This is a genomic window from Mesorhizobium sp. P160927, from assembly GCF_057766385.1.
The window spans coordinates 4889092-4911331 of the sequence record NZ_JBYMDW010000001.1 but is presented as its reverse complement, the minus strand read 5'-3'; the positions used below and the strand labels follow the sequence as shown (position 1 = coordinate 4911331).

Annotated in this window: 22 protein-coding genes; 12 read left to right on the top strand and 10 right to left on the bottom strand. The window is 63.0% G+C overall.

Features of this window, described 5'->3' with window-relative positions:
• Window positions 1-22: 22 nt before the first annotated feature.
• Window positions 23-766, bottom strand: coding sequence for an ATP-binding cassette domain-containing protein (locus AC3CB8_RS23880; protein WP_023782761.1), 744 nt, complete (start codon window positions 764-766; stop codon window positions 23-25).
• 449 nt (window positions 767-1215) lie between these two features.
• On the opposite strand from AC3CB8_RS23880, the gene AC3CB8_RS23875 reads away from it, so the two are divergent.
• Both AC3CB8_RS23875 and AC3CB8_RS23870 read left to right on the top strand, forming a co-directional pair.
• Window positions 1216-2205 (top strand): sugar-binding protein, encoded by a 990-nt coding sequence (locus AC3CB8_RS23875; RefSeq protein WP_023769566.1) that lies wholly within the window; start codon window positions 1216-1218, stop codon window positions 2203-2205.
• A gap of 186 nt (window positions 2206-2391) precedes the next feature.
• A complete protein-coding gene (locus AC3CB8_RS23870) occupies window positions 2392-3174 on the top strand; it encodes a FadR/GntR family transcriptional regulator (RefSeq protein WP_023782760.1) in 783 nt (260 codons plus the stop codon).
• Between the two features lie 20 nt (window positions 3175-3194).
• Here AC3CB8_RS23870 and AC3CB8_RS23865 read toward each other — a convergent pair whose 3' ends face one another.
• Window positions 3195-4163, bottom strand: a complete 969-nt coding sequence (locus tag AC3CB8_RS23865; RefSeq protein ID WP_348626362.1) for an NAD(P)-dependent oxidoreductase — start codon at window positions 4161-4163, stop codon at window positions 3195-3197.
• Between the two features lie 91 nt (window positions 4164-4254).
• Here AC3CB8_RS23865 and AC3CB8_RS23860 point away from each other — a divergent pair, with 91 nt between their 5' ends.
• The 3 genes from AC3CB8_RS23860 (at window position 4255) to AC3CB8_RS23850 (ending at window position 6627) form a co-directional block, all read left to right on the top strand.
• The gene (locus tag AC3CB8_RS23860) at window positions 4255-5151 is read left to right on the top strand and encodes an NAD-dependent epimerase/dehydratase family protein (protein WP_023782758.1); all 897 of its coding nucleotides are present in this window, start codon (window positions 4255-4257) and stop codon (window positions 5149-5151) included.
• 102 nt (window positions 5152-5253) lie between these two features.
• Window positions 5254-6030, top strand: a complete 777-nt coding sequence (locus tag AC3CB8_RS23855; protein WP_023782757.1) for a FadR/GntR family transcriptional regulator — start codon at window positions 5254-5256, stop codon at window positions 6028-6030.
• 153 nt (window positions 6031-6183) lie between these two features.
• Window positions 6184-6627 carry an SRPBCC family protein gene (locus AC3CB8_RS23850; protein WP_023769571.1) on the top strand — a complete coding sequence of 148 codons (444 nt, stop codon included), beginning with the start codon at window positions 6184-6186 and terminating at the stop codon, window positions 6625-6627.
• A 93-nt stretch (window positions 6628-6720) separates the two neighbouring features.
• Here AC3CB8_RS23850 and AC3CB8_RS23845 read toward each other — a convergent pair whose 3' ends face one another.
• The gene (locus tag AC3CB8_RS23845; RefSeq protein ID WP_015317112.1) at window positions 6721-7011 is read right to left on the bottom strand and encodes a DUF3175 domain-containing protein; all 291 of its coding nucleotides are present in this window, start codon (window positions 7009-7011) and stop codon (window positions 6721-6723) included.
• Between the two features lie 171 nt (window positions 7012-7182).
• On the opposite strand from AC3CB8_RS23845, the gene AC3CB8_RS23840 reads away from it, so the two are divergent.
• The 7 genes from AC3CB8_RS23840 to AC3CB8_RS23810 all read left to right on the top strand — a co-directional run bounded on the left by AC3CB8_RS23840 (window position 7183) and on the right by AC3CB8_RS23810 (window position 15149).
• Entirely contained in the window at window positions 7183-8412 is a 1230-nt protein-coding gene (locus AC3CB8_RS23840; protein ID WP_023782756.1) for an MFS transporter, read from the top strand.
• A 158-nt stretch (window positions 8413-8570) separates the two neighbouring features.
• A complete protein-coding gene (gntR, locus tag AC3CB8_RS23835) occupies window positions 8571-9599 on the top strand; it encodes an HTH-type transcriptional regulator GntR (protein ID WP_023782755.1) in 1029 nt (342 codons plus the stop codon).
• A gap of 286 nt (window positions 9600-9885) precedes the next feature.
• Entirely contained in the window at window positions 9886-11013 is a 1128-nt protein-coding gene (locus tag AC3CB8_RS23830) for a sugar ABC transporter substrate-binding protein (RefSeq protein ID WP_023769574.1), read from the top strand.
• Between the two features lie 77 nt (window positions 11014-11090).
• Window positions 11091-12638: a sugar ABC transporter ATP-binding protein gene (locus AC3CB8_RS23825; RefSeq protein ID WP_023782754.1), complete on the top strand. Its 1548-nt coding sequence runs from the start codon at window positions 11091-11093 to the stop codon at window positions 12636-12638.
• Window positions 12635-13615, top strand: coding sequence for an ABC transporter permease (locus tag AC3CB8_RS23820; RefSeq protein WP_023769576.1), 981 nt, complete (start codon window positions 12635-12637; stop codon window positions 13613-13615). Before AC3CB8_RS23825 ends, AC3CB8_RS23820 begins: the two co-directional genes overlap by 4 nt.
• A complete protein-coding gene (locus tag AC3CB8_RS23815) occupies window positions 13612-14598 on the top strand; it encodes an ABC transporter permease (protein ID WP_023769577.1) in 987 nt (328 codons plus the stop codon). The genes AC3CB8_RS23820 and AC3CB8_RS23815 overlap by 4 nt, the downstream gene beginning before the upstream one ends.
• A gap of 2 nt (window positions 14599-14600) precedes the next feature.
• Entirely contained in the window at window positions 14601-15149 is a 549-nt protein-coding gene (locus AC3CB8_RS23810; protein ID WP_352563828.1) for a gluconokinase, read from the top strand.
• Here the strand turns inward: AC3CB8_RS23810 and AC3CB8_RS23805 are convergent.
• The 7 genes from AC3CB8_RS23805 to AC3CB8_RS23775 form a co-directional block, all read right to left on the bottom strand.
• Window positions 15144-16292, bottom strand: coding sequence for a lysophospholipid acyltransferase family protein (locus AC3CB8_RS23805; protein ID WP_352563829.1), 1149 nt, complete (start codon window positions 16290-16292; stop codon window positions 15144-15146). The two genes, AC3CB8_RS23810 and AC3CB8_RS23805, sit on opposite strands and share 6 nt — an antisense overlap.
• 10 nt (window positions 16293-16302) lie before the next feature.
• The gene (locus tag AC3CB8_RS23800; protein WP_023769580.1) at window positions 16303-16752 is read right to left on the bottom strand and encodes an RrF2 family transcriptional regulator; all 450 of its coding nucleotides are present in this window, start codon (window positions 16750-16752) and stop codon (window positions 16303-16305) included.
• A 246-nt stretch (window positions 16753-16998) separates the two neighbouring features.
• On the bottom strand, window positions 16999-17985 hold the full coding sequence (locus AC3CB8_RS23795) for a sulfate ABC transporter substrate-binding protein (protein WP_352563830.1): 987 nt from the start codon (window positions 17983-17985) through the stop codon (window positions 16999-17001).
• 275 nt (window positions 17986-18260) lie between these two features.
• A complete protein-coding gene (locus tag AC3CB8_RS23790; RefSeq protein ID WP_023769582.1) occupies window positions 18261-19301 on the bottom strand; it encodes a sulfate/molybdate ABC transporter ATP-binding protein in 1041 nt (346 codons plus the stop codon).
• Between the two features lie 12 nt (window positions 19302-19313).
• Window positions 19314-20198: a sulfate ABC transporter permease subunit CysW gene (gene cysW, locus AC3CB8_RS23785; protein ID WP_023769583.1), complete on the bottom strand. Its 885-nt coding sequence runs from the start codon at window positions 20196-20198 to the stop codon at window positions 19314-19316.
• Entirely contained in the window at window positions 20191-21042 is an 852-nt protein-coding gene (gene cysT, locus AC3CB8_RS23780; RefSeq protein WP_023769584.1) for a sulfate ABC transporter permease subunit CysT, read from the bottom strand. Before cysT ends, cysW begins: the two co-directional genes overlap by 8 nt.
• A 22-nt stretch (window positions 21043-21064) precedes the next feature.
• On the bottom strand, window positions 21065-22093 hold the full coding sequence (locus tag AC3CB8_RS23775) for a sulfate ABC transporter substrate-binding protein (RefSeq protein WP_023782749.1): 1029 nt from the start codon (window positions 22091-22093) through the stop codon (window positions 21065-21067).
• Between the last annotated feature and the right edge of the window lie 147 nt (window positions 22094-22240).

Sequence of the window (22240 nt, the reverse complement as noted above, 5' to 3'; positions counted from 1 at the left end):
ATGAAAACCGGTTTTATCGCTCTCACGCCGCCTGCTCGATGGCGCCGGTGATCAACCCGGTGACTTCCTCGGGCGAGCTCGACGCGATCGCCTTGTCGGCGACCTTCCTGCCGCGCCGCATCACGATGACGCGGTCCGCGACGTCGAAGACGTCGGGCATGCGGTGGCTGATCAGCACCACGGCGATGCCCTGTTTACGCAAGTTGCGGATGAGGTTGAGCACTTCGGCGACCTGCCGCACCGAGATCGCCGCCGTCGGCTCGTCCATCAGCACGATCTTGGCCTGCGACAGCATGGTGCGGGCGATCGCCACGGCCTGGCGCTGTCCGCCCGACATCTGCTTGACGAGATCGCGCGGGCGCGTCTCGGATTTCAGCTCGGCGAAGATATGGCCGGCGCGCTTGTACATCGCCGCATAGTCGAGGATACGGAACGGGCCGACGCCACGACGCAGTTCACGGCCGAGATAGACATTGGCCGCCGCCGTCAGATTGTTGCAGAGCGCCAGGTCCTGGTGGACGATCTCGATGCCGTGCTGGCGCGCCTCGACCGGCTTGTGCAGGATGAGTTCCTTGTCGTCCATGCGCATGGTGCCATGGCTCGGGCGGAAATTGCCGGCGATCATCTTGACCAGCGTCGACTTGCCGGCGCCGTTGTCGCCCATCAGGCCGACGACCTCTCCGGGCTCGATCGACAGCGACACGTCGTTGACCGCCTGGATGGCGCCGAAATGCTTCGAGATGTTGGTGAGTTCGAGAACCGCCACCAGTCTTTGCCTCCCATGCCTGACCCATCCTCACGCGGACAGGCGACAGCTTCCATTGGCTTTCCCCAGCTCCTCCCGGGGGCAGCGATGCGGTCATTTACGCGAATGGTATCGCGGGCGTCAATTGTCGAACAGGCAATTGTCAGACGAATAGTGCCGTGCAGATTTTGAAAAATCCGTTTTGTAGGACAAATAGCATTGACGTTGGCGGCAAGCCGTTATTAGTTGAGCGTCGGAGGAAGACATGCCGGCTTTGACGACGCCATCGGCGGCGCCAACGGCAAGAAGGTTTTGGCGATCGTGCAGCGTCGTCGCTGGGAGGGTCGCATCTGAAAATGCTTATCGGCCTGGCCGGATTGAATGGGCGCACGCGTCTCAGTCATCTCGCATCCTGGCTGGTTTGTGTGGCGGGCACGCCGTGTCCGTCTGGTTGCAAAGGGAGGACTGACATGAGGAAAACAGTATTGCTCGCCGCCGTCGCCGCCATGGCGTTGGGCGCCGGGCCGGCTTTGGCCAAGAAGCAGCTCGTCATCGTGGTGAAAGGTCTCGACAATCCATTCTTCGAAGCCATCCACCAGGGCTGCGAGAAATGGAACAAGGAAAACGCCAGCTCGGAATATGAATGCTTCTACACCGGCCCGGCATCGACTTCCGACGAGGCCGGCGAGGCGCAGATCGTGCAGGATATGCTTAGCAAGGCCGACACGGTTGCGATGGCGATCTCGCCGTCCAACGCGCCGCTGATCGCACAGACGATCAAGAGCGCCAATCCGTCGATCCCGATCATGACCGTCGACGCCGATCTCGCCAAGGGAGACGCGGCACTGCGCAAGACCTATCTTGGCACCGACAACTACCTGATGGGCAAGAAGATCGGCGAGTACATCAAGAAGGCCAAGCCGAATGGTGGCACGATCTGCACCATCGAGGGCAATCCGGCGGCCGACAACATCCTGCGCCGCGCGCAAGGCATGCGCGACGCGCTGACCGGCAAGGAAGGCCTCACGGCACTTGCCGGCGAAGGCGGCTGGACGGAAGTCGCCGGCTGCCCGGTGTTCACCAATGACGACGGAGCCAAGGGCGTTCAGGCGATGACCGACATCCTCGCCGCCAACCCCAAGCTCGACGCGTTCGGCATCATGGGCGGGTGGCCGCTGTTCGGCGCGCCGCAGCCCTACCGCGACCTGATCGGCCCGCTCAAGGACCGGCTGGCCAAGAACGACTTCGTCATCGGCGCCGCCGACACGATCGGCGACGAGGTGGCGATCGCCAGGGACGGCCTTGTCACCGCGCTGGTCGGCCAGCGGCCCTTCGAAATGGGCTACAAGGCACCATCGGTGATGATCGACCTGGTCGAAGGCAAGAAGGTTGACGATCCGGTCTTCACCGGTCTCGACGAATGCACCAAGGACACCGTCGACACCTGCATCCAGAAGTAGGCCGCGATTTCGGGGCGCTCGCCAACGAGCGTCCCGTTTCCTCCACTCTTCAACAGGACGCCTTGGTTGGGGCAATCGGGCTCCGGCTTTGACGCGTCAGTGGTTTGGATTTTCGGCAACGGGATCGGTGCGCCACGCGGGTTCGGATCAATCCGGGTGACTGGCGGCCGACCTATTGGAACGTGAATGCCGGACGAGAAGGCAAAGAAAAAAGCCGGCCGGGCCAAGGCGCAAGCCAGCCATGACCCAGCAGCCATGCGCAGGGCGGATGCGGCGCACTTTCCCGGGTCCAGCGTCCATGCCTCGCTCGCCAGCGAGATTGGCCTCAGGATCGTGCGCGGCGACTATCCGCCTGGCAGCATCCTGCCCAATGAGGCCAAATGGGCCGAAACCTTCAATGTCAGCCGTTCGGCGGTGCGCGAGGCGATCAAGATGCTGATGGCCAAGAGCCTTTTGGCTTCGCGGCCAAAGATCGGCAGTTGGGTCGAGCCGAAGGAGCGCTGGAACCTGCTCGACCGCGACGTGCTGGCCTGGTACGCGACCGCGCCGGATCGCGAAGCGTTCCTTCGCACCGTGCAGGAGTTCCGCCACATCATCGAACCGGAAGCATCCGCCTTTGCCGCCATGCGGCGCAGCGACGAGCAGATGGCCGAGATCAGCCTGGCCTGCCGCGAGATGGGCGAGGCGGCCAACCTGCCCGAGCGCATCCGTGCCGACACGCGCTTCCACCTCGCCATCCTGCGGGCGTCGGGCAACGACCTTCTGGTGCCGCTCGGCGTGTTGATCGAATCGGCGCTCGACCATCTCTTCGTCTTCACCACGCGCCAGGTCGGCGATCAGCGGCGGGCACAGAAACTGCACGAGGCGATCGAGAAAAGCATCCGCCTGCAGCGGCCAGCCGCGGCGCGCAACGCCGTGCACAAGCTGCTTGCCGACACGGATGAGGGGATCGGAAGGGGCCGGCGCTGAGGCCAGCCGCCGTCCGGGTCTCAGATCGTCTGCTTCTTTCCATCCTTCGTCGGCATCAGGTCGATGCCATTGACCTTGGCGATGTGCGTGGCCAGCATCGGCACGAACTGCTCGGCCGGGCCGGTTGCGTGAGCGCCGGCGAAGGAATTCTTGGTGGCGTTGCCGAGCGGATTGGCGATGCCCGCCGCGCCCGCCATCGATTCCAGATAGGTCAAATCCTTGAAGGCATTGGCTATGGTGAATTTGTGGGCGTCGCGGTCGCCTTCCAGCGTCCAGCGCATGAAGGTCTGGTAGAAGCCGCAATCCATGCGGCCGTTGCGAATGACGCTGTCGAAACGCGGCGGCGAGATGCCGACCTTCTCCGCCAGTGCCAAGGCCTCGGAATAGAGTGCGGCGTAGCCAAGCGAGATGAAATTGTTGAGCAGCTTCATGCGGTGGCCGTCTCCGGTATCGCCGATATGCACGATGCGGCCGGCCCAGGTGTCGATCACCGGCTTGACCCTGGCAAAGACGGCGTCGGGCGCGCCAACCATGGCGTCGAGCGTGCCTTCCCAGGCTTCCTTCGGCGTGCGGCTGAGCGGCGCGTCGACATAGTCGACGCCGAGCGCCTTGAGTTCCGCGGCAAGTGCCACGGTCGAGACCGGATCCGATGTTGAGCAGTCAACGACCACCGCCCCCTTCTTCAAACCCTCCTTGAGGCCATCGGGACCGCGAATGATAGCCTCCACCTCGCGCGAGCCGGTGACGCAGATGAAAACGATATCGGATGCCGCCGCCACATCGCGGGAAGTCGATGCCTCGCGAGCCCCTCGGCCGAGAAGATCCTCCGCCGGTTTGCGGTTCTTGCGGCCGAGGAAGGTCAGGGAATATCCCTTGTCGACAATGTTCTTGGCTATGCCGTGCCCCATCAGGCCAAGGCCGACAAAGCCGATCTTCTCACCGGTAGCGCTCGTGCTCATGCTGTCTGTCCTGTTCCCGTGATTATCGATAATGTCGCCGCTGTTTTAGCCATAGACGGTTGCAGAAAGCAATATTGTCTGACAATACACGTAAATCCCAGGACTTTCGTGGAGACCAGAAATGACGAAGCGGATCATGTTCACCGGCGGCAGCGGCAAGGCTGGGCGCCACGTCGCGCAATATCTGGTCGAGCAGGGTTGCCAGGTGCTCAACATCGACACCAAGCCGCTCGACAATCCCAAGGTGCGCACGCTGATCACCGACATCACCGACAGCGGCCAGGTGTTCAACGCGCTGTCGAGCTATATGGGGCTGCACGAATTCGACCCCTCGCTACGCCCGCAGCCAGTGGACGCCGTGGTGCATTTCGCTGCCATCCCACGCATCATGATCACGCCCGACAACGAGGTGTTCCGCATCAATGCAATGGGCACCTACAACGTCATCGAGGCGGCGGTGAAGCTCGGTATTCGCAAGGTGATCATCGCTTCCAGCGAGACGACCTACGGCCTGGTGTTCGCCAACGAGCCGCGCGACCCCACGCATTTCCCGCTCGACGAGGAGTATGACGTCGACCCGATGGATAGCTATGCGCTATCAAAGATCGTCAACGAGAAGACCGCGCGCGCTTTCGCGCAGCGCAACGGCACGGATATCTATGCCTTGCGCATCGGCAACGTCATCGAGCCGCATGAGTATTCGCTGTTTCCGAAATGGTTCGCCGATCCTGGTTTTCGCAAGCGCATCGCCTGGAGTTACATCGACGCGCGCGACCTTGGCCAGATCACGCTGCGCGCCGTCGAGAAGGATGGGCTGGGCTACCAGGTGTTCAATGCCGCCAATGACGACACCTCGTCCGATCTGCCGACCGCCGAGCTCCTGAAGCGGTTCTATCCCGACGTGCCGGTCAACGGCGAACTCGGTGAGTATGAGACGCTGCTGTCGAACCGCAAGGCGCGCGACATGCTCGGCTTCCGCCCGGAGCACAGCTGGCGCAAATACGTCAAGACCGCCTGAGCGAGCTCGAATCACGGCTGGGTTGTGCATAGAGGGCCGGCTTCGCGGCCCCACGCTCGCACCGCGCTTGACAGCTCCCCTAAACCGGCCTTTCTGGAACCCATGCGGGACGCGAAGCCGAACAAGGAAAAATCGCCGAAAAAGGCTGTAGCCGCCGATCGTCCGGCCGGTGTTCGGCGAGCCGACGCGGCACGTATTCCGGGCTCCAGCGTGCACACATCACTGGCCGGCGAGATTGGCCTCAGGATCGTGCGCGGCGACTATCCGCCCGGCACCATCCTGCCCAATGAGGCCAAATGGTCGGAGACCTTCAGCGTCAGCCGCTCGGCGGTGCGCGAGGCGATCAAGATGCTGATGGCCAAGAGCCTGCTCGCATCGCGCCCCAAGATCGGCAGCTGGGTCGAGCCGAAGGAGCGCTGGAACCTGCTCGACCGCGACGTGCTCGCCTGGTACGCGACGTCGCCCGACCGCGAGGTGTTCCTGAAGACGGTGCAGGAATTCCGCCACATCATCGAGCCGGAAGCGACCGCCTTCGCCGCCATGCGGCGAACCGACGAGCAGATGGCCGAGATCAGCCAGGCCTGTCGTGAGATGGGCGAGGCGAAAAGCTTGCAGGAGCGGACCCGCGCCGACACCCGCTTCCACCTCGCCATCCTGCGTGCCTCGGGCAATGATCTGCTGGTGCCGCTCGGCGTGCTGATCGAATCCGCCTTCGACCACCTGTTTGCCTACACGACCCGTGAACTCGACGATTTGCAGCTCGCCCAGAAGATGCACGAGGCAATCGAAAAGAATATCCGCCTCCAGCGGCCCGACGCAGCGCGCAATGCCGTGCGCAAGCTGCTGGCCAATACCGACAACGTCATCCGTTCGCGATAGATTTCCGCGACACGGCCGTTCGGCGGGGGTGTTTGCGCCTTCGAGCTCGAAGCAATTCGGGGAGCACCGCAAAAAATTCTAAAGCCTATGTCGGACCGGCTGTGTTGTGTCCGTCCTTGGGGCATCGAACAGAGACCACGAAGGAGTATCGACATGCCCAGCACCGTACGTTTGCATCGCGTTCTGACCACCAGCCCGGAGAAGGTCTACCGCGCGTTCCTCGAGGCCGACGCTCTTGCCAAATGGCTTCCGCCGAACGGCTTCACCTGCACGGTTCATCACTTCGAAGGCAAGGTCGGCGGTACCTTCAAGATGTCGTTCCGCAACTTCACCACTGGCGACAGCCATTCGTTTGGCGGTGAGTATGTCGAGCTCGTCGCGGGCGAACTCCTGCGCTACACCGACAGGTTCGACGATCCCAACCTGCCCGGCGAGATCCAGGTGACCGTGACGTTGAAGAAAGTGTCCGTAGGCACCGAAGTGAACATCACACAAGCCGGCATTCCAGACGCCATTCCCGCCGAAGCCTGCTATCTCGGCTGGCAAGAGTCGCTGCGCAACCTGGCCAAGCTTGTCGAACCCGAGATCAGGCAATAGGGCGCCGACCGTCTGGGTAGCGGTAAGAAACGGGTTCCTCACCTCGTTTTCGATGGTGAGAAACAAGTTTGAGGAGCCATTGGCGGCGAGGGCCTAATCCTCTTTTGGCCGCCCGAATGCCGCGCGCAATTCGTCCTTGGCGTCCTCGAGGATCTTCTTGCGTGCCGCGGGCAGGTTTTTTCCGGCCCTGTTGATGTAAAAATTCAGCATCGACATCGCGGACTGGAAGGGCTCGGCCTTGCGGCGGTGGCTGTGTTCGGCCGAACGCTTGAGCGAGGCGGCGATCTTCTTGGCGTCGTCGGATTCGAACACGTGGTCCTCGAGATCCATGGCATCGCTGTGCTCGGTCACCTCGGCCGACCATTTCTGCTTGGTGGCGGTCATGGCTGGACTCCTTTGCGGGGTTGCTGATCGGAAACTCCAGATGCTGGCGTCGGTTCCGCACTCGTACCTCCCTGGAACCACGGATTTGCCCGCCGTGGCGCTGCTGTGCGCCGAGAATGCGTCGATAGTGGCCAAAACAGCAGCGGTTGAGGCCGCCGACAGGAAACGCCTTTGTCACGAGCCGACTTGAGCCGGCCAAGCCCCGGTATCGACAGTTCCTACGCCTGGATGCGCCTTGCTATCTCGATGCTGCTGGCGACGATCGGCGCGGTCGGCATGTGGGCCGTTGTCGTGGTGCTGCCGGCGGTACAGGCCGAGTTCGGCGTCGACCGCGCCGCGGCATCCATGCCTTACACCGCGACCATGGTAGGCTTCGCCGCCGGCAATGTGCTGGTCGGCCGCGCCATCGACCGCATGGGTTACTGGATTCCGGCGCTGTTTTCCTCGATCGCGCTCTCCGCCGGCCTTCTGCTCGCGGCTTTGTCGACCTCGATCCTGCAATTCACCCTTGCCCAGGGCGTGCTGATCGGTCTCGGTACATCGGTGATCTTCGGGCCGCTGATCGCCGATATATCGCATTGGTTCAATCGCCGGCGCGGCGTCGCCGTCACCGCGGCCGCGGCCGGCAATTACCTCGCCGGAGCGATCTGGCCGACCATCATGCCGACGCTGATCAAAGCGGAAGGCTGGCGCTTCACCTATGCCGCCATCGGCGTCTTCTGCCTGGTCACCATGGTGCCGCTGGTGCTTTTGCTGCGCCGTGGCGCTCCGGAAGCGGCAGCCGCCGGCTCGGCCGGAAGCCGGTCTGTGCAGCCGATGCCAATGTCTCCAGCCGCGATGCAGATGCTGCTGGTCGTCGCGGGACTGGGCTGCTGCGTGGCGATGTCGATGCCGCAAGTGCATATCGTCGCCTATTGCATGGATCTCGGCTACGGCATGGCGCATGGCGCCGACATGCTGTCGATCATGATGGCCGCGGGCGTCGTCAGCCGGCTCGCTTCGGGCTTTGTCGCCGACCGCATCGGCGGTGTCAAAACCTTGCTTATCGGCTCCGTGCTGCAATGCCTGTCACTGCTGTTCTACATCCCGTTCGACGGGCTCGCCTCGCTCTATGCCGTGTCGCTGGTCTTCGGCCTGTCGCAAGGCGGCATCGTCCCTTGCTATGCGATCATCGTGCGCGAATACCTGCCCGCCAAGGAAGCCGGCCAGCGCATCGGCATCGTCATGATGGCGACGATTTTCGGCATGGCGATCGGCGGCTGGATGTCGGGCTGGATCTACGACCTGACCGGCTCCTATGCCGCCGCGTTCCTGAACGGGATTGCCTGGAACCTCTTGAACATACTCGCGATCGGACTGTTCATCTGGAAGGCAAGGGACAGGGCTGCCGTAGCCGCCTGAGGAAAGCCAAGCACGGCCATTCGGTGGCCCGGCTTGACAACGGGCAGTCACTGCGCGACGCCAAGGCGGAGGGTGCGGCAACAGGCCGGTGAGATGGCGACAGCTGGAAAGATCGCATTGCGGGCGCGCTTCGATGGCCATGCGCATGGGCCAAGATCGTGATCAAGCCGCGTTCGCGCCGGGGCGGTGGCCGCCCAACCCTATCGGATGTGGCACGCAAGGCCGGCGTCGGCGCCATCACCGTTTCACGCGCGCTGCGCGACCCGGCGCGCGTTTCCGAGGAGCTGCGCCGCCAGATTCAGGCCGCCGTCGACGAACTCGGCTATGTGCCGGACCCCAATGCGCGCGCACTGGCCTCGGCGCGCGCCGAAGTGTTCGGTGTGCTGGTGCCTTCGCTGACCAATAACGTCTTCGCCGAGGTGGTGCGCGGCATTTATGACAGCCTGTCGGACAGCCCGTTCCGCATCCAGCTCGGCAATACGCACTATTCCGGACTGGAGGAAGAGCGGCTGCTGCAGTTGTTCGGTTCGCAACGCCCGGCCGCGCTCATCGTTGCCGGCATCGACCAGACGACCGCTTCGCGAAAACTCCTGGAGAATGCCGGTTGCCCGGTGGTGCAGGTGATGGAGACCGGGCCTGATCCGGTGGACATGATGGTCGGTTTCTCGCATCTCGATGGCGGTCGGACGGCGACCGAGCACCTGATCGAGGCGGGGTATCGCCGGATCGGCTTCATCGGTGCACGCATGGACCCCCGCTCGCAGCGGCGCCTGGCTGGTTACCGGATGGCGATGGAGAACGCCGGCCTCTCGGACCCGCGCCTGATCACCACAACGCCGGTGCTGTCCAGCGTGCCGCTTGGTCGCGAACTGTTCCGCGATGCCCTTGCCAAGATGCCAACGCTCGACGGCGTGTTCTGCAACAATGACGACATCGCGCTCGGCGTGTTGTTCGAATGCCATCGCGCTTCCATCGACGTGCCCAAGACCATTGGCATTGTCGGCTTCAACGATCTCGACATGATGCAAGTGGCGTTTCCTTCGATCACCAGCATCCGCACCCATCGCTACGAAATCGGCAGGCGCGCGGTGGCCATGGCGCTTGCGGCGATATCAGGTGACAGGCCGCGGCAGCGCGTCGTCGACCTTGGCTTCGAGCTGAAGCGCCGCGAGAGCACGGCGCGCTGAAACATTTTAGAACCTGCTGAATCAGCCTTTACAGGCATTCTTGGTAGCGCTACCATTCGAAACCACATGGCGTCGGCGTGTTGTTTATTATACATAAGCGACAGAATTTCCTTGTTTATTATTGATAATATGATACTTTTGCTCCCGCTTAAGGAAGCGAAAAGGAGGAGCAGGTTGGCGCTGGCCACCTGACGTGCGTGGGACTACGGCGGGAGGTGCTTGGGTCAACACGTCATTGTACCGCAGCTAAACAAAGAAGTCAGAACTGCAACTGGGAGGAATATCGATGATCAAGTCACTCGTCGGTGGCATCGTTGCCGCCACTGCATTCGTCATGTTGAGCTCAGCGGCGATGGCCGCAGGCCCAGAAGTCGTCAAGGGACCAGCAGCCGAGCCGGACTGCTTCGCCCCATGGGCAGCCGATACGCAATTCTTCAAGTTCCCCAAAAAGGCCGGCCCATATCGCGTTGCGCTCGCCAACGGCTATATCGCCAACACTTGGCGTATCCAGATGGTGCAGACCGCCAAGGCGTACGCGGCACAGCCGGATGTCGCCAAGAAACTGAAGGAATTCAAGGTTGTGTCGACCGGCGAGGACGTCCCGGCGCAGATCTCCGCGATCAACAATTTCATTGATTCCGGCTTTGACGCCATTGTCGTCAACGCGCAGAATCCGACCGCCTTCGGGCCGGTCATCAAGCGCGCCAGGGAAGCGGGGGTCGTGCTGGTCGCCTTCGACAACATCCTCGACACCAAGGATGCCATCAACGTCAATGTGGACCAGAAGGGCCTTGGCGCATTGTGGGGCAAGTGGTTGGTCTCACATGTTCCGAACGGCGGAAAGGTGCTCGAAGTGCGCGGCGTCGCCGGCACCTCCGTCGATACGGACCGCCATGCCGGCATCCACGAGGTTCTCGACGGCTCGGGCAAGAAATGGGAAGTCACCGAGGTGGTCGGCAAATGGGACGATGGCGTCGCCCAGAAAGCTACGGCGGACGCGATTGCCACCAACGGACCCTTCGACGGCATCACCGGGCAAGGCGGCGACACCGGCATCGTGCAGGCGATGATGGATGCCAAGCATCCATTCGTTCCGTTCGGCGGCGAGACGGAGAACGGCTTTCGCAAATTCTGCGCCGCGCATGCCGGCGACGGCTTGAAGTGCTCTTCCGCCGGCACCGGCCCCGCCCAGGTGGCCGTGGCAATCAAGACGGCAATCGCGGCCCTCGAAGGCAATGTCGTGCCGCAATCGGTGAAGCTGCCGCTGGCCATTGTCGAGGATCCGAACTTCAAGGCAGGCCAGGATTTCTTCCCCGACCAGTCCGACAATTTCTTCGTCGGCAATTCCTTCCCGACCTGCGGCATCAATTTCAGCGCTCAAGAAATCATGGGGCAGACCAAGGAAAACCAGTAGTCGCTGGCTATAGTCTGGCGCCCGCGGCTGATCCCGCGGCGCCAGCCTGCAATCCCACAATCGCCTCGGGAGGGTTGATGGACGGTGCGGCTCCACTCTTTCGCATGGAAGGCATTTCCAAGCGCTATGGCGGCGTGCGGGCGCTGGAAAAGGCCGAACTGACGGTCGGGGCCGGCAGCATCCACGCCATTCTCGGTGAAAACGGGGCTGGCAAATCGACCCTGATCAAGGTCATGGCCGGTGTCGTGGCGCCCGACGAGGGCCACATGACGCTGGACGGACGCGAGGTGACCTTCGCGTCGCCGGGTGCGGCGAACAAGGCCGGGATCGTCTGCATCTTCCAGGAACTGTCGCTGATCCCCGAACTCAGCGTCGCGGACAACATCGTCATCTCCGATCCGCCCAAACGCTTCGGCATGATCGACCGCAAGGCGCAGCGGCGCATCGCCGAGGACGCGCTGGCGCGCGCGGGGGCCGCCGACATCCATCCGCTGGCACTGGTCAAGGATCTGCCCCTGTCACGGCGCCAGATGGTGGAGATCGCCAAGGCGCTGGCCAGGAAACCGCGCATCCTCATCCTCGACGAAGCGACTTCGGCGCTGACGGCGGCGGATGTCGCGAAGATCTTCGGCGTCTTGAAACGACTGCGCTCGGAAGGGCTGGCGCTGCTCTACATCTCGCACCGCATGAATGAGATCGCCGAACTGGCCGACCATTGCACCGTGTTCCGCAATGGCCGCAATGTCGCCAGCTACGAGGCCGGCTCGAAGAGCGACAACGAGGTGGTCGAGCTGATGATCGGCCGTGAATACAGCCATATTTTTCCGCCCAAGCCAGCAGCGGCACCTGCCGGTGCCGCCCCCCGGCTCGAGGCGCGCAAGCTGTCCTGGGCCGACCGGCTGCACGATATCTCGCTGACAGTCAGGGCAGGCGAGGTGGTCGGCCTCGGCGGGCTGGACGGCCAGGGCCAGCGCGAATTGCTGCTCGCGTTCTTCGGTGTGCTCCGCGGCCTCTCCGGCGAGGTGCTGATCGACGGCAGGCCGGTGACGATCACCAGCCCGGCAGCGGCCCGCGAGGATGGCATCGGCATGGCCCTCATCCCGGAGGACCGCAAGACCGAAGGACTGATGCTGCCGATGACGGTGCGCGAGAACCTGTCCTTCGCCGCGCTCGACCGGCTGTCGAAAGGCGGCATCATCGACCGTGCCGCCGAACAGCGGCTGATCGACGACATGGTCGGCCTGCTGGCGATCAAGACCGCGGGCCTCGACATTCCGGTCGGCGCGCTGTCGGGCGGCAACCAGCAGAAGGTGGTGATCGCCAAATGGCTGATGCGCCAGCCGCGCATCATCCTGCTCAACGACCCGACGCGCGGCATCGACGTCGGCACCAAGCAGGAGATCTATCAGCTGATGCGCAAGCTGGCGGATGCGGGCGCGGCGATCCTGTTCTATTCGACCGACTATGACGAGCTGATCGGCTGCTGCGACCGGGTCCTGGTGCTCTATGACGGCGCCGTCAAGCGAGAGCTGGTCGGCGGCGAGATCACCGAGCGGGCGCTGATAGCGAGCGCGCTCAACATCCATGGCGAGGAGAGCCCGGTGGGCCTGGGAGCAAGCGTGTGAAAGATTGGCGCTACTGGCTGGCCGAGCAGCGCGGAACGTTGCTGGCGCTCGGCATCTTCATCGTCATGTTCGTCATCTATACCTCGAACCATCCGGCAGGCTTTACCGCCAATGTCGTGCAGACGGCGGCGAACAAGGGCGTGCTGCTTGCCTTCGTCGCCATGGCGCAGACGCTGGTCGTCATCACCTCTGGCATCGACCTGTCCGTGGGCATGATCTTCCTGCTCACCAACTGCCTGGCCTCCTGGCTGGTGGTGGGCACGCCGATGCAGACCACGCTTGGCGTCATCGCCGTGCTTGTGGCGGGCCTTCTGTGCGGCGCCGTCAACGGCGCCATCGTCATTTATGGAAGGCTGCAGCCGATCGTCGCGACCATCGCTACCGGCGCGGTCTACTACGGCATCGGCCTTTTGCTGCGGCCCTTTCCGGGCGGCTCGGTCAACGAGGATCTGGCCGATGCTATGACAGGACGTTTGTTCGATCTGGTGCCCGCAAGCCTGATCGTGCTGCTGGCGGTCGTGCTGTTGATCTGGGTGCCGTTCAGCCGCTCGGTACTCGGCCGTGCCGCCTACGCGGCCGGCTCTTCGGAAACAGCGGCCTACATGTCGGGCGTGCCGATAAGGCGCGGCAAGTTCTGCGCTTACACGCTGGCGGGGCTGCTGGCCGCGATCGGCGGGCTGTTCCTGACGTTTTTCACCTATACCGGGGAGGCCGCCTATGCCAGCGGCAATGCATACACGTTGTTCTCGATCGCGGCTGTCGTGCTGGGCGGTGTGTCGCTGTTTGGTGGCAAGGGCAGCGCCATCGGCGCCATCTTCGGCGCCCTTGCCTTCCGCACCATCGGCGACCTGTTGTTCGTGTTCGACTTCGATCCGCTCTGGCAGCCGCTGTTCCAGGGCGTTATCCTGCTGGTCGCCGTCAGCCTCGGCGCCTTCGCCCTGTTTCGGGTCCGCAACCGGCTGGAGTGGTTCCTGTGAGCGAGACGACCTTGGGCGGCATTGCCGGCCGCATGCCGAAATTCATCCGCCGCGCCGATCCGGCGGTGCTGACCGCCTTTGCCTGCATCGTGGTGCTGCTGTTGGTCGGCAGTCTCTATTCACGGAGCTTCCTGTCGCCTGAATATCTCCTGCAGCAGCTCAAGGTGGCCTCGTTCCTCGGCGTCATCGCCACCGGCATGATGCTGGTCATCCTGCTCGGCCAGATCGACCTGTCGGTGCCGTGGTCGGTGGCGGCGGGCGCGATGATGGCCTGCGCGGCGGCCGCCTACGGTCCGGCCGGGGTGGTGCTGGCGATCCCTTTCGGCATCTTCTGCGGCGTGCTGATCGGCGTCGTCAACGGCATCGGCGTGGCCTATTTGCGCATTCCCTCGATGATCATCACGCTCGCCACCAATGCCGTCGCGCAAGGGCTGATGGTGGTCTACACCGGCGGCTTCTCGCCACAGGATTCGGCGACCGGCGCCATGCGCTACCTGGCCACCGGCTTCACCATTCCGGGCGTTCCCAACGCCGTCATCATCTGGGCGCTTATAGGGATTGCGATGGTGTTCGTGCTGACGCGCACCGGCTTCGGCCGCGCGGTCTATGGTATCGGCAACCGCGAGCGCGCCGCCTATCTCTCGGGCATCGACACGAGACGCGTGGTGATGATCGCCTTCGCCGTCTCCGGAGGGCTCTCCGCCTTCGGCGGCGTGCTGCTGGCCGGCTATGCCTCCAAGGCGGCGCAGTCGATGGGCGATGCCTATCTGCTGCCGTCGATCGCGGCCGTGGTGCTGGGCGGCACCTCGATCCTGGGCGGGCGCGGCTCCTATCTCGGCACCGTTGCCGGCGTCATCCTGATCACGCTGCTGCAATCCATCCTGTCGGTCATGCAGATGCCGGAGGCGGGACGGCAGATCATCTATGGCGTCGTCATCGTCACCATGCTCCTTCTTTATGGCCGCGCGCCGGCGAGCCGCTGACGGTGGACGAAAACGCAGCGCAGGCGTCGACAGGCGCTTCAGGTTTGGCGCCTCTGGCCAACGTGGTGATGGGGGTCGCCGGCTGCGGCAAGTCAGCCGTCGGCATCGCGCTGGCCACCGCGCTGGATGCCGTCTTCATCGAGGGCGACAGGCTGCATCCGCCCGAAAACGTCGCCCGTATGGCACGCGGCGAGCCGCTCACCGATCAACTGCGCGAAGGCTGGCTCGATGCGATCGGCGAGCAGATCCGGGCCACGATCGCCAAGGGGCAAGGTGTGGTCGCCGCCTGCTCGGCGCTGAAGCGCGGTTATCGCGAGCGCCTGCGCGGTTTTTGCCCTGATATCGTCTTCCTCTATCTGGAGATCGATCCCGCCACCGCGCGGCGGCGCGTTGGCAACCGCAAGGGCCATTTCATGCCGGCAAGCCTGGTCGACAGCCAGTTCGCCATCCTCGAGCCGCCGGGGCAAGACGAGCGGGCATTGACGCTCGACGCGACGGGGCCGGTCGACGAACTCGTTGGCCAGGCAATGCGCTTGGTACGCCGGTCATGAGCCTTCTTCAGCGCTGATGCCGATGCCGCCCTGGGCTTCCGTCAACCGCTCGTGGCGCGACCAGGACATCATCTGCTCGGGGTATTCTTTCAGCGCCTGCAGCAGGCGGTCGCGTTTGAGCAGGATGTAGCATGCCTGCAGGGCCATGTTCTTGGCGCCGTCCCTGATTGTGTCCGCTGCCTGGAGCGCCTGTGGAGCCGGCACCAGTTCGGGGCTCAAGACGGCGCGATATTCCCGGAAGGGAACGACCTCGAAGGTCGACATCGCAAACAGGGCCGTCTTGCCGCGGGCGGCGAAATTCGCCGGTGCCGAGGCAAGGTGCGTCCAGCCGCTTTCGCCAAGCGCGGTTTCGGCGAAGGTCGAGCCGGCGTGGGTGGTGTTGGTCATCATCACGACGCCGTTCTGCCTCAGCATCTTCTGAATGCGGATGGTGACCTGATAGGCGTCTTCACGGTCAAAGACGATCCGGCTTTTCAGGAACCGGTTCTCGACATGAACCATTAGCGGATTGAGAAAGCGCTGGCCGAATGCCGTCTCGGATACGCCATGCGTGTTGACGCTGACCTGATGCGCTTCGATGCCGGCATCGTGCATGGCGCGCTTGCCGATCATTGTCTGGGCGGTGAACTGATCGCACCAGAGGATCGCGCCATGGCCGCGTTGCAAAGCGGCCTGCAAGTCCTCGATCCCTTCCAGCCGGATCGCCGGCCTCCAGCGACGGGCGACCAGATGCGCGGCAAGTTGCATGCGGCGGCGATGGCGCGCCGCGAGCAACGCCTCGAACAGCTTGCGCGCATCGATGTCGCTGCCGAGCACCGCGCGGGTTGCGGCGGCATATCCGGGGAAATCCTTGCGCATATGGCGCTTCAGGCGAAACCTCGACGCCCAATCGCAAATCGGCGACCACCAGCGCACCGGCAGCACCGCCGCGACCGCGAGGTAGAAGAGGACGGCCAGGCTTTCGCGAAGATCCGTGGTGGAGAAGCGGCGGAGCTTGCCGGCGTTAAGCTGCTTGCGGCTGAAGAAGCGCACGTCCTCGGCATATTCGGGGACAAAGACGTCGGCGATGATCTCGGTGCGAAAGCTGGCTGCCGATGGCTTACGGGGGACTTTTCGGGATTTCGTGAACCTCGACAGCCTCATTCGCCCGGCTCTAGATCTGGGATGTCAACTCGACCGGAAAATCGTCGTTGTCGGCATCGCGCATGGCGGCGAGGCTGCGGTTGTCCAGCACCTCGGCGATCGCCTGGCGCACTTCCAGCATCATGTGACGGACCTGGCAGGTCGCTTCGTCGCAATCCTCGCAGCGCTGGTACTGCGTGCGGCTGGCGCAAGGTATCGGCGCCAGCGGACCGTCGAGCACGCGCACGACATGGCCGATCTTGATCTCGGAAGCGGGACGGGCGAGGCGATAGCCGCCTTCCTTGCCCTTGCGGCTCTGGACGAAGCCGGCGTTGCGCAATTCGCCCAGTATGGCATCGAGGAATTTCTTCGGGATGTTGTTGGCGACGGCGATGTCGTTGACGAAGGCCAATTGGCCGACCGGAAGATTGGAAAGATGCACGAGAGCCTTGAGGCCGTATTTGCCTTTTTTCGTCAGCATGCCCTGATAACCCGTTTAAGCCCCAACCACCCCGCATCTGGCGGCTGTTTGTGTGCAAATGATGACGGCATTGCTTTCACACGCTGCCGTTTCGCGAAAACAAGCCATTGGAAAGGCATGTTTGACACAAACGCGTTGATTGTTTGTAACGTTTTGCACGATGCGCGCCTGATTTGCCTTATCGCCTAAACAAGGAAAGCCGGCCCCGGGCCGGCTTTCGTCGATCTTATTGTTGGGCGTGGAGACTTACCGGCTCCCATAAGCTTGGTCGAGCAGGCCGCCGGCGGCGAAATGCTCTTTTTGGACCTTGTCCCAACCGCCGTAGACGTCTTCCACCGTCAGCAGGCGCACATCCGGAAAATCGGCCTTGTATTTGGCCGCGACAGCTGCGTCGCGTGCGCGCAGCCCATTCTCGGCGGCGATGCCCTGGCCCTCGGGGGTGTAGAGGAAGTCGAGATAGCTCTTGGCTAGGTCGCGCGTGCCGTGTTCGTCGGCGACCTTGTCGACGATCGCCACCGGGAATTCCGCCAGAAGGCTGACCGAAGGGGTGACCTGCTCGAATTTGTCGTCGCCATATTCCTTGCGGATGCCGCGCGTCTCGGATTCGAAGGTGATCAGCACGTCGCCGATCTCGCGCTGCACGAAGGTGGTGGTCGCGGCGCGCCCGCCAGTGTCGAAGATCGGCACGTTGTTGAACAGCTTGGTGATGAACTCCTTCACCTTGGCGTCGTCGCCCTTGAAGGCTTCCTTGGCGTAGGCGGTGGCCGCCAAATAGGTGTAGCGCGCATTGCCCGATGTCTTCGGATTGGGGAAAATCACCTGCACGTCGTCGCGCACGAGATCGTTCCAGTCCTTGATGTGCTTGGGATTACCCGCGCGGACGAGAAACGAGGGCAGCGAATAGAAGGGCGAGGCGTTGTCTGGAAAATCCTTCTGCCAGTCGGCCGAGACCAGCCCCTTCTTCACCAGGAAGTCGACGTCGGTGACCTGGTTGAAGGTGACGACATCGGCGGCGAGGCCCTCGGCGATGGCACGCGCCTGCGCCGAAGTGCCGGCATGGGACTGGTCGATGCTGACACCCGGATGCTTCGCGATAAAGGCCTTGTTGACCTGCGCGAAGAGTTCCCGGCCGACGTCATAGGAGGCGTTAAGCAGCTTGTCGGCCGACCAGGCTTGGGAGGATGCGAGGATGAGGCCGGCTGCGACGGCAACGCCGAGGAAAAATCGCTTCATGAAAGGGCTCCGGATGCAACGCTCTATTGCCGGACCATAGCCGGGGCCAAGACGGGCGGCGAGGCATAGAATCAGGGCTTGGCACTTGTTGCTAGAAAACCGTTTCCCGAGCATGCGGATCGTAGTTTTTTCTTTCAAATAGGGTCATCCTGTGAACCCTTTCCTTGCCAGTCCTTCAACCGATGATCCTGGTATTGTCGTTGAAAGGGGCCCGGTGAAACGGTAGTCGACCGCTGTCGAACCGGGTGGCGACAAAATTCATATTGGTCGTGTTTTTATGCAGCCGGGAACAGCTTCCAGCGCCCCGGCCGGAACGCCACGCGGCTCTTCTGCGCCGCCGGATGATCGACCGGCAGTTCGATCTCGACCCGCTGGCGTTCGCCGCCAATTTCAAGCTCGACGCGCCTTGTGCCGGCGACGCGGCGGCTGGCGGCCACGGTGCCGGCGATGCAGCCGCTGCAACCGTCCAGCAGTTCGACGTCATGCGGCCGGAAGTAGAGCATCGCGTCGCCCTCGGGCGCATGCGGCGCCGACAATCCGATCGGACGGTCGGCCAGCCAGATCTCGCCATTCTCGACCTTGACGGGAAGGGAGCTGGATTCACCGATGAAGCCGTAGACGAAAGGCGAGTTCGGCGTGTCGTAGATATCATCGGCTGTGCCGACCTGCTCGATGCGGCCCTGGCTCATCACCACGACGCGGTCGGCAAGCTCCAAAGCCTCTTCCTGGTCGTGGGTCACAAAGACGGTGGTGTGGCCGGTGCGGTCATGGATTTCGCGCAGCCAGCGGCGCAGTTCCCGGCGCACCTGCGCATCGAGCGCGCCGAACGGCTCGTCGAGCAGCAGCACCTTGGGTTCGATCGCCATGGCGCGGGCGAGCGCCACGCGCTGGCGCTGGCCGCCCGAAAGCTGCGCGGGATAGCGCTTCTCCAGCCCTGAAAGCTGGACGAGATCGAGAAGCTCGGAGGCGCGGCGGCGGATTTCGGCGGCCGGCGGCCGCGTCGGCCCGTGCCGCACCTTGAGGCCGAAGCCGATATTGTCGGCCACCGTCATGTGGCGGAACAGGGCGTAGTGCTGGAAGACGAAGCCGACATTGCGCTCCTGGATCGATTTCTGCGAAGCGTCGTCGTCACCAAAAAAGATTTTTCCACGCGTCGGGCGCTCCAGCCCGGCGATCAGCCTGAGCAGCGTCGTCTTGCCGGAGCCGGACGGTCCGAGCAGCGCGATCAGTTCGCCCGATTTGATGTCGAGCGAGACATCGTGGAGCGCCGGAAACCGCTCGAACTCCTTGCGCACATTGGCAACGCGAACTTCCATGCAATGAACCTTCTAATGTCCGCGCGTCGCGGCGAGTTCGGCGCCGTAGCGCATCTCGAGCAGTGTTTTCAAGACCAGCGTGACGAGCGCCAGCCCGGCAAGCAAGGAAGCGACGGCGAAGGCGCCGACGGCGTTGTACTCGTTGTAGAGGATTTCGACATGCAGCGGCATGGTGTTGGTCAGGCCGCGTATGTGGCCCGACACCACCGAAACCGCTCCGAACTCGCCCATGGCGCGCGCGTTGCACAGGAGCACGCCGTAGAGCAGGCCCCATTTGACGTTGGGCAAGGTCACGTACCAGAAGGCCTGCCAGCCATTGGCGCCAAGCGAAAGGGCCGCCTCCTCGTCGCCATTACCCTGTTCCTGCATCAGCGGGATCAACTCGCGCGCGACGAAGGGGAAGGTGACGAAGACGGTGGCCAGCACAATGCCCGGCACTGCGAACAGGATCTGGATGCCATGTGCCTTCAGCCACTCGCCGAGCAACCCCTGAGCACCGAACAGAAGCACGTAGACCAGACCCGAAATGACCGGCGAGACCGAGAAGGGCAGGTCGATCAGCGTGGTCAGGAAGGCCTTGCCCTTGAACTCGAACTTGGCGATCGCCCATGCGGCCGAGATGCCGAAGACGATGTTGAGCGGGACCGAGATCGCGGCCACCAGCAAGGTCAGGCGGATCGCCGAACGCGTGTCGGCATCGCTTAGCGATTGCAAGTAAGTGCCAACGCCTTTGGCGAAAGCTTCCTTGAAAACAATGATCAGCGGCAGCAACAGGAATACGGCGAGAAAGACGAAGACGATGGCCATCAGCACGGACTGCGCCGGCCGGCTCTCGGTCACCGCCGCCGAGCGGCTTTCATGAAACGGTTCGTAGGATTTGATCTCGGGATCAGCCATAGCGCTTGCGGCTCCATGTCTGCACCAGATTGACGATCAACAGCATGAGGAACGACAGCGCCAGCATGATCGCCGCGATCGCGGTCGCCGCCGGGTAATTGTATTCCTCGAGCCGGATGACGATCAAAAGCGGCGCAATCTCGGATTTGTAGGGCAGGTTGCCGGCAATGAAGATGACCGAGCCGTATTCTCCGACTCCGCGCGCGAAGGCCAGCGAGAAGCCGGTGATGATGGCCGGCGCCAGGCCGGGAAAGAGCACGCGGGTGATGATCTGGAAGCGGCTGGCGCCAAGTGTGGCTGCGGCTTCCTCCACTTCCTTGTCGATTTCTTCCATTATCGGCTGCACGGTGCGCACGACGAAGGGCAGGCCGATGAAGATCAGCGCAATGACGATGCCCAGCGGCGTGTAGGCGACCTTGATGCCGAGCGGCATCAGCAATTTGCCGATCCAGCCATTCGGCGCGTAGAGCGTGGTCAGCGCGATGCCGGCCACAGCCGTCGGCAGGGCGAAGGGCAGGTCGACCATGGCGTCGACGATGCGGCGGCCGGGAAAACGGTAGCGCACCAGCACCCAGGCGACGAGCGTGCCGAAGACGACATTGACGACAGCCGCGATGAACGCCGTACCGAAGCTGATTCGAAGGGCGTTGATCGTGCGGCGGTCGGTGGCGATGGCCCAGAAATCGACCCAGCCGAGCGCGGCCGAACGCCAGATCAGCCCGGATAGCGGGATGAGGATGATGAGGGTGAGGTAGGCAAGCGAGAAGCCGAGCGTCAATCCGAAACCCGGAATGACGCTCGGCTGTCTGAACCGCCACCCCGCCTGCGCGGGTGCTGTGGTCATGTCGTCCTGATCTAGGTTTAGCTCACTGGGCCGGCTTGTAGATCTGGTCGAATATACCACCGTCGCCGAAATGATAAGGCTGCGCTTTCTTCCAGCCGCCGAAAAGCGGATCGTCGATGGTGATCAGCTTGACTGGCGGCAGCTTGGCGAGATCCTCGGGGGGAACCAATTCGGGCTTGGACGGCCTATAATGGTTCTTGGCGATGATGGTCTGGCCTTCCTTGGAATAGAGATAGCTCAGATAGGCCTGGGCTACCTTGCGCGTGCCCCTGGCGTCGACATTGGCGTCGACCACGGCCACCGGTGGCTCGGCCAGGATGGAGGTCGGCGGATAAACGATGTCGAAATTGTCGGCGCCAAACTCGTCGAGCGCCAGATAGGCGTCGTTCTCCCAGGCGATCAGCACGTCACCCAGGCCTTTTTGCGCGAAGGTCACCGTCGAGCCGCGCGCGCCGGTGTCGAGCACCGGAGCATTGGCGTAGAGCTTGCCGACGAATTCCTTCGTCTTGGCTTCATCGCCGCCATCGTTGGCATTGGCATAGGCCCAGGCCGCGAGATAGTTCCAGCGTGCGCCGCCCGAGGTTTTGGGGTTAGGCGTGATCACCTGGACGCCGTCCTTGACGAGGTCGTTCCAGTCGTGGATGGCCTTGGGATTGCCCTTGCGGACAAGGAAGATGATCGTCGAGGTGTAGGGCGCTGAATTGTTTTCGAATTTGGTGCGCCAGTCGGGATTGATCTTCTTTGACTTGGAGACGATGGCGTTGATGTCGCCTTCGAGCGCCAGCGTCACCACATCGGCGTCGAGGCCGTCGATCACCGCGCGGGCCTGGGCACCCGATCCGCCATGCGACTGCTGGATGGTCACCGTCTCGCCGGTCTCCGTCTTCCAATGCGCGGCAAAGGCCTCGTCATAGGCCTTGTAGAGCTCGCGCGTCGGATCGTAGGACACGTTGAGAATGGTGGTATCGGCGAACGCGAAACCGAGCGTGCCGAACTGGACAGATGCGGCCATCAGTGCGCCGAGCAATTTCCGGAAATGAGGTTTGGTCATTTCTGCCTCCTTTGAACCCGCGCCAAATCTAGCGAATTGGTAGAAATAAGATGCATTGAATGTTGCCTTTTTTGCCCTCGTGAAGAAAATCTTCGGCGATATGTCGCTGTTGTGAGAACTATTTTGCTCGGGGTCGCTCCGCGCCGG

Coding starts and splice junctions, on each gene's coding strand:
- AC3CB8_RS23860 (WP_023782758.1), top strand. CDS start 4,255: ATGACGAAGCGGATCATGTTCACCGGCGGCAGCGGCAAGGCTGGGCGC.
- AC3CB8_RS23825 (WP_023782754.1), top strand. CDS start 11,091: ATGGACGGTGCGGCTCCACTCTTTCGCATGGAAGGCATTTCCAAGCGC.
- AC3CB8_RS23855 (WP_023782757.1), top strand. CDS start 5,254: ATGCGGGACGCGAAGCCGAACAAGGAAAAATCGCCGAAAAAGGCTGTA.
- cysW (WP_023769583.1), bottom strand. CDS start 20,198: ATGGCTGATCCCGAGATCAAATCCTACGAACCGTTTCATGAAAGCCGC.
- AC3CB8_RS23830 (WP_023769574.1), top strand. CDS start 9,886: ATGATCAAGTCACTCGTCGGTGGCATCGTTGCCGCCACTGCATTCGTC.
- AC3CB8_RS23850 (WP_023769571.1), top strand. CDS start 6,184: ATGCCCAGCACCGTACGTTTGCATCGCGTTCTGACCACCAGCCCGGAG.
- AC3CB8_RS23790 (WP_023769582.1), bottom strand. CDS start 19,301: ATGGAAGTTCGCGTTGCCAATGTGCGCAAGGAGTTCGAGCGGTTTCCG.
- AC3CB8_RS23800 (WP_023769580.1), bottom strand. CDS start 16,752: ATGCTGACGAAAAAAGGCAAATACGGCCTCAAGGCTCTCGTGCATCTT.
- AC3CB8_RS23775 (WP_023782749.1), bottom strand. CDS start 22,093: ATGACCAAACCTCATTTCCGGAAATTGCTCGGCGCACTGATGGCCGCA.
- cysT (WP_023769584.1), bottom strand. CDS start 21,042: ATGACCACAGCACCCGCGCAGGCGGGGTGGCGGTTCAGACAGCCGAGC.
- AC3CB8_RS23845 (WP_015317112.1), bottom strand. CDS start 7,011: ATGACCGCCACCAAGCAGAAATGGTCGGCCGAGGTGACCGAGCACAGC.
- AC3CB8_RS23870 (WP_023782760.1), top strand. CDS start 2,392: ATGCCGGACGAGAAGGCAAAGAAAAAAGCCGGCCGGGCCAAGGCGCAA.
- AC3CB8_RS23805 (WP_352563829.1), bottom strand. CDS start 16,292: ATGAGGCTGTCGAGGTTCACGAAATCCCGAAAAGTCCCCCGTAAGCCA.
- AC3CB8_RS23795 (WP_352563830.1), bottom strand. CDS start 17,985: ATGAAGCGATTTTTCCTCGGCGTTGCCGTCGCAGCCGGCCTCATCCTC.
- AC3CB8_RS23875 (WP_023769566.1), top strand. CDS start 1,216: ATGAGGAAAACAGTATTGCTCGCCGCCGTCGCCGCCATGGCGTTGGGC.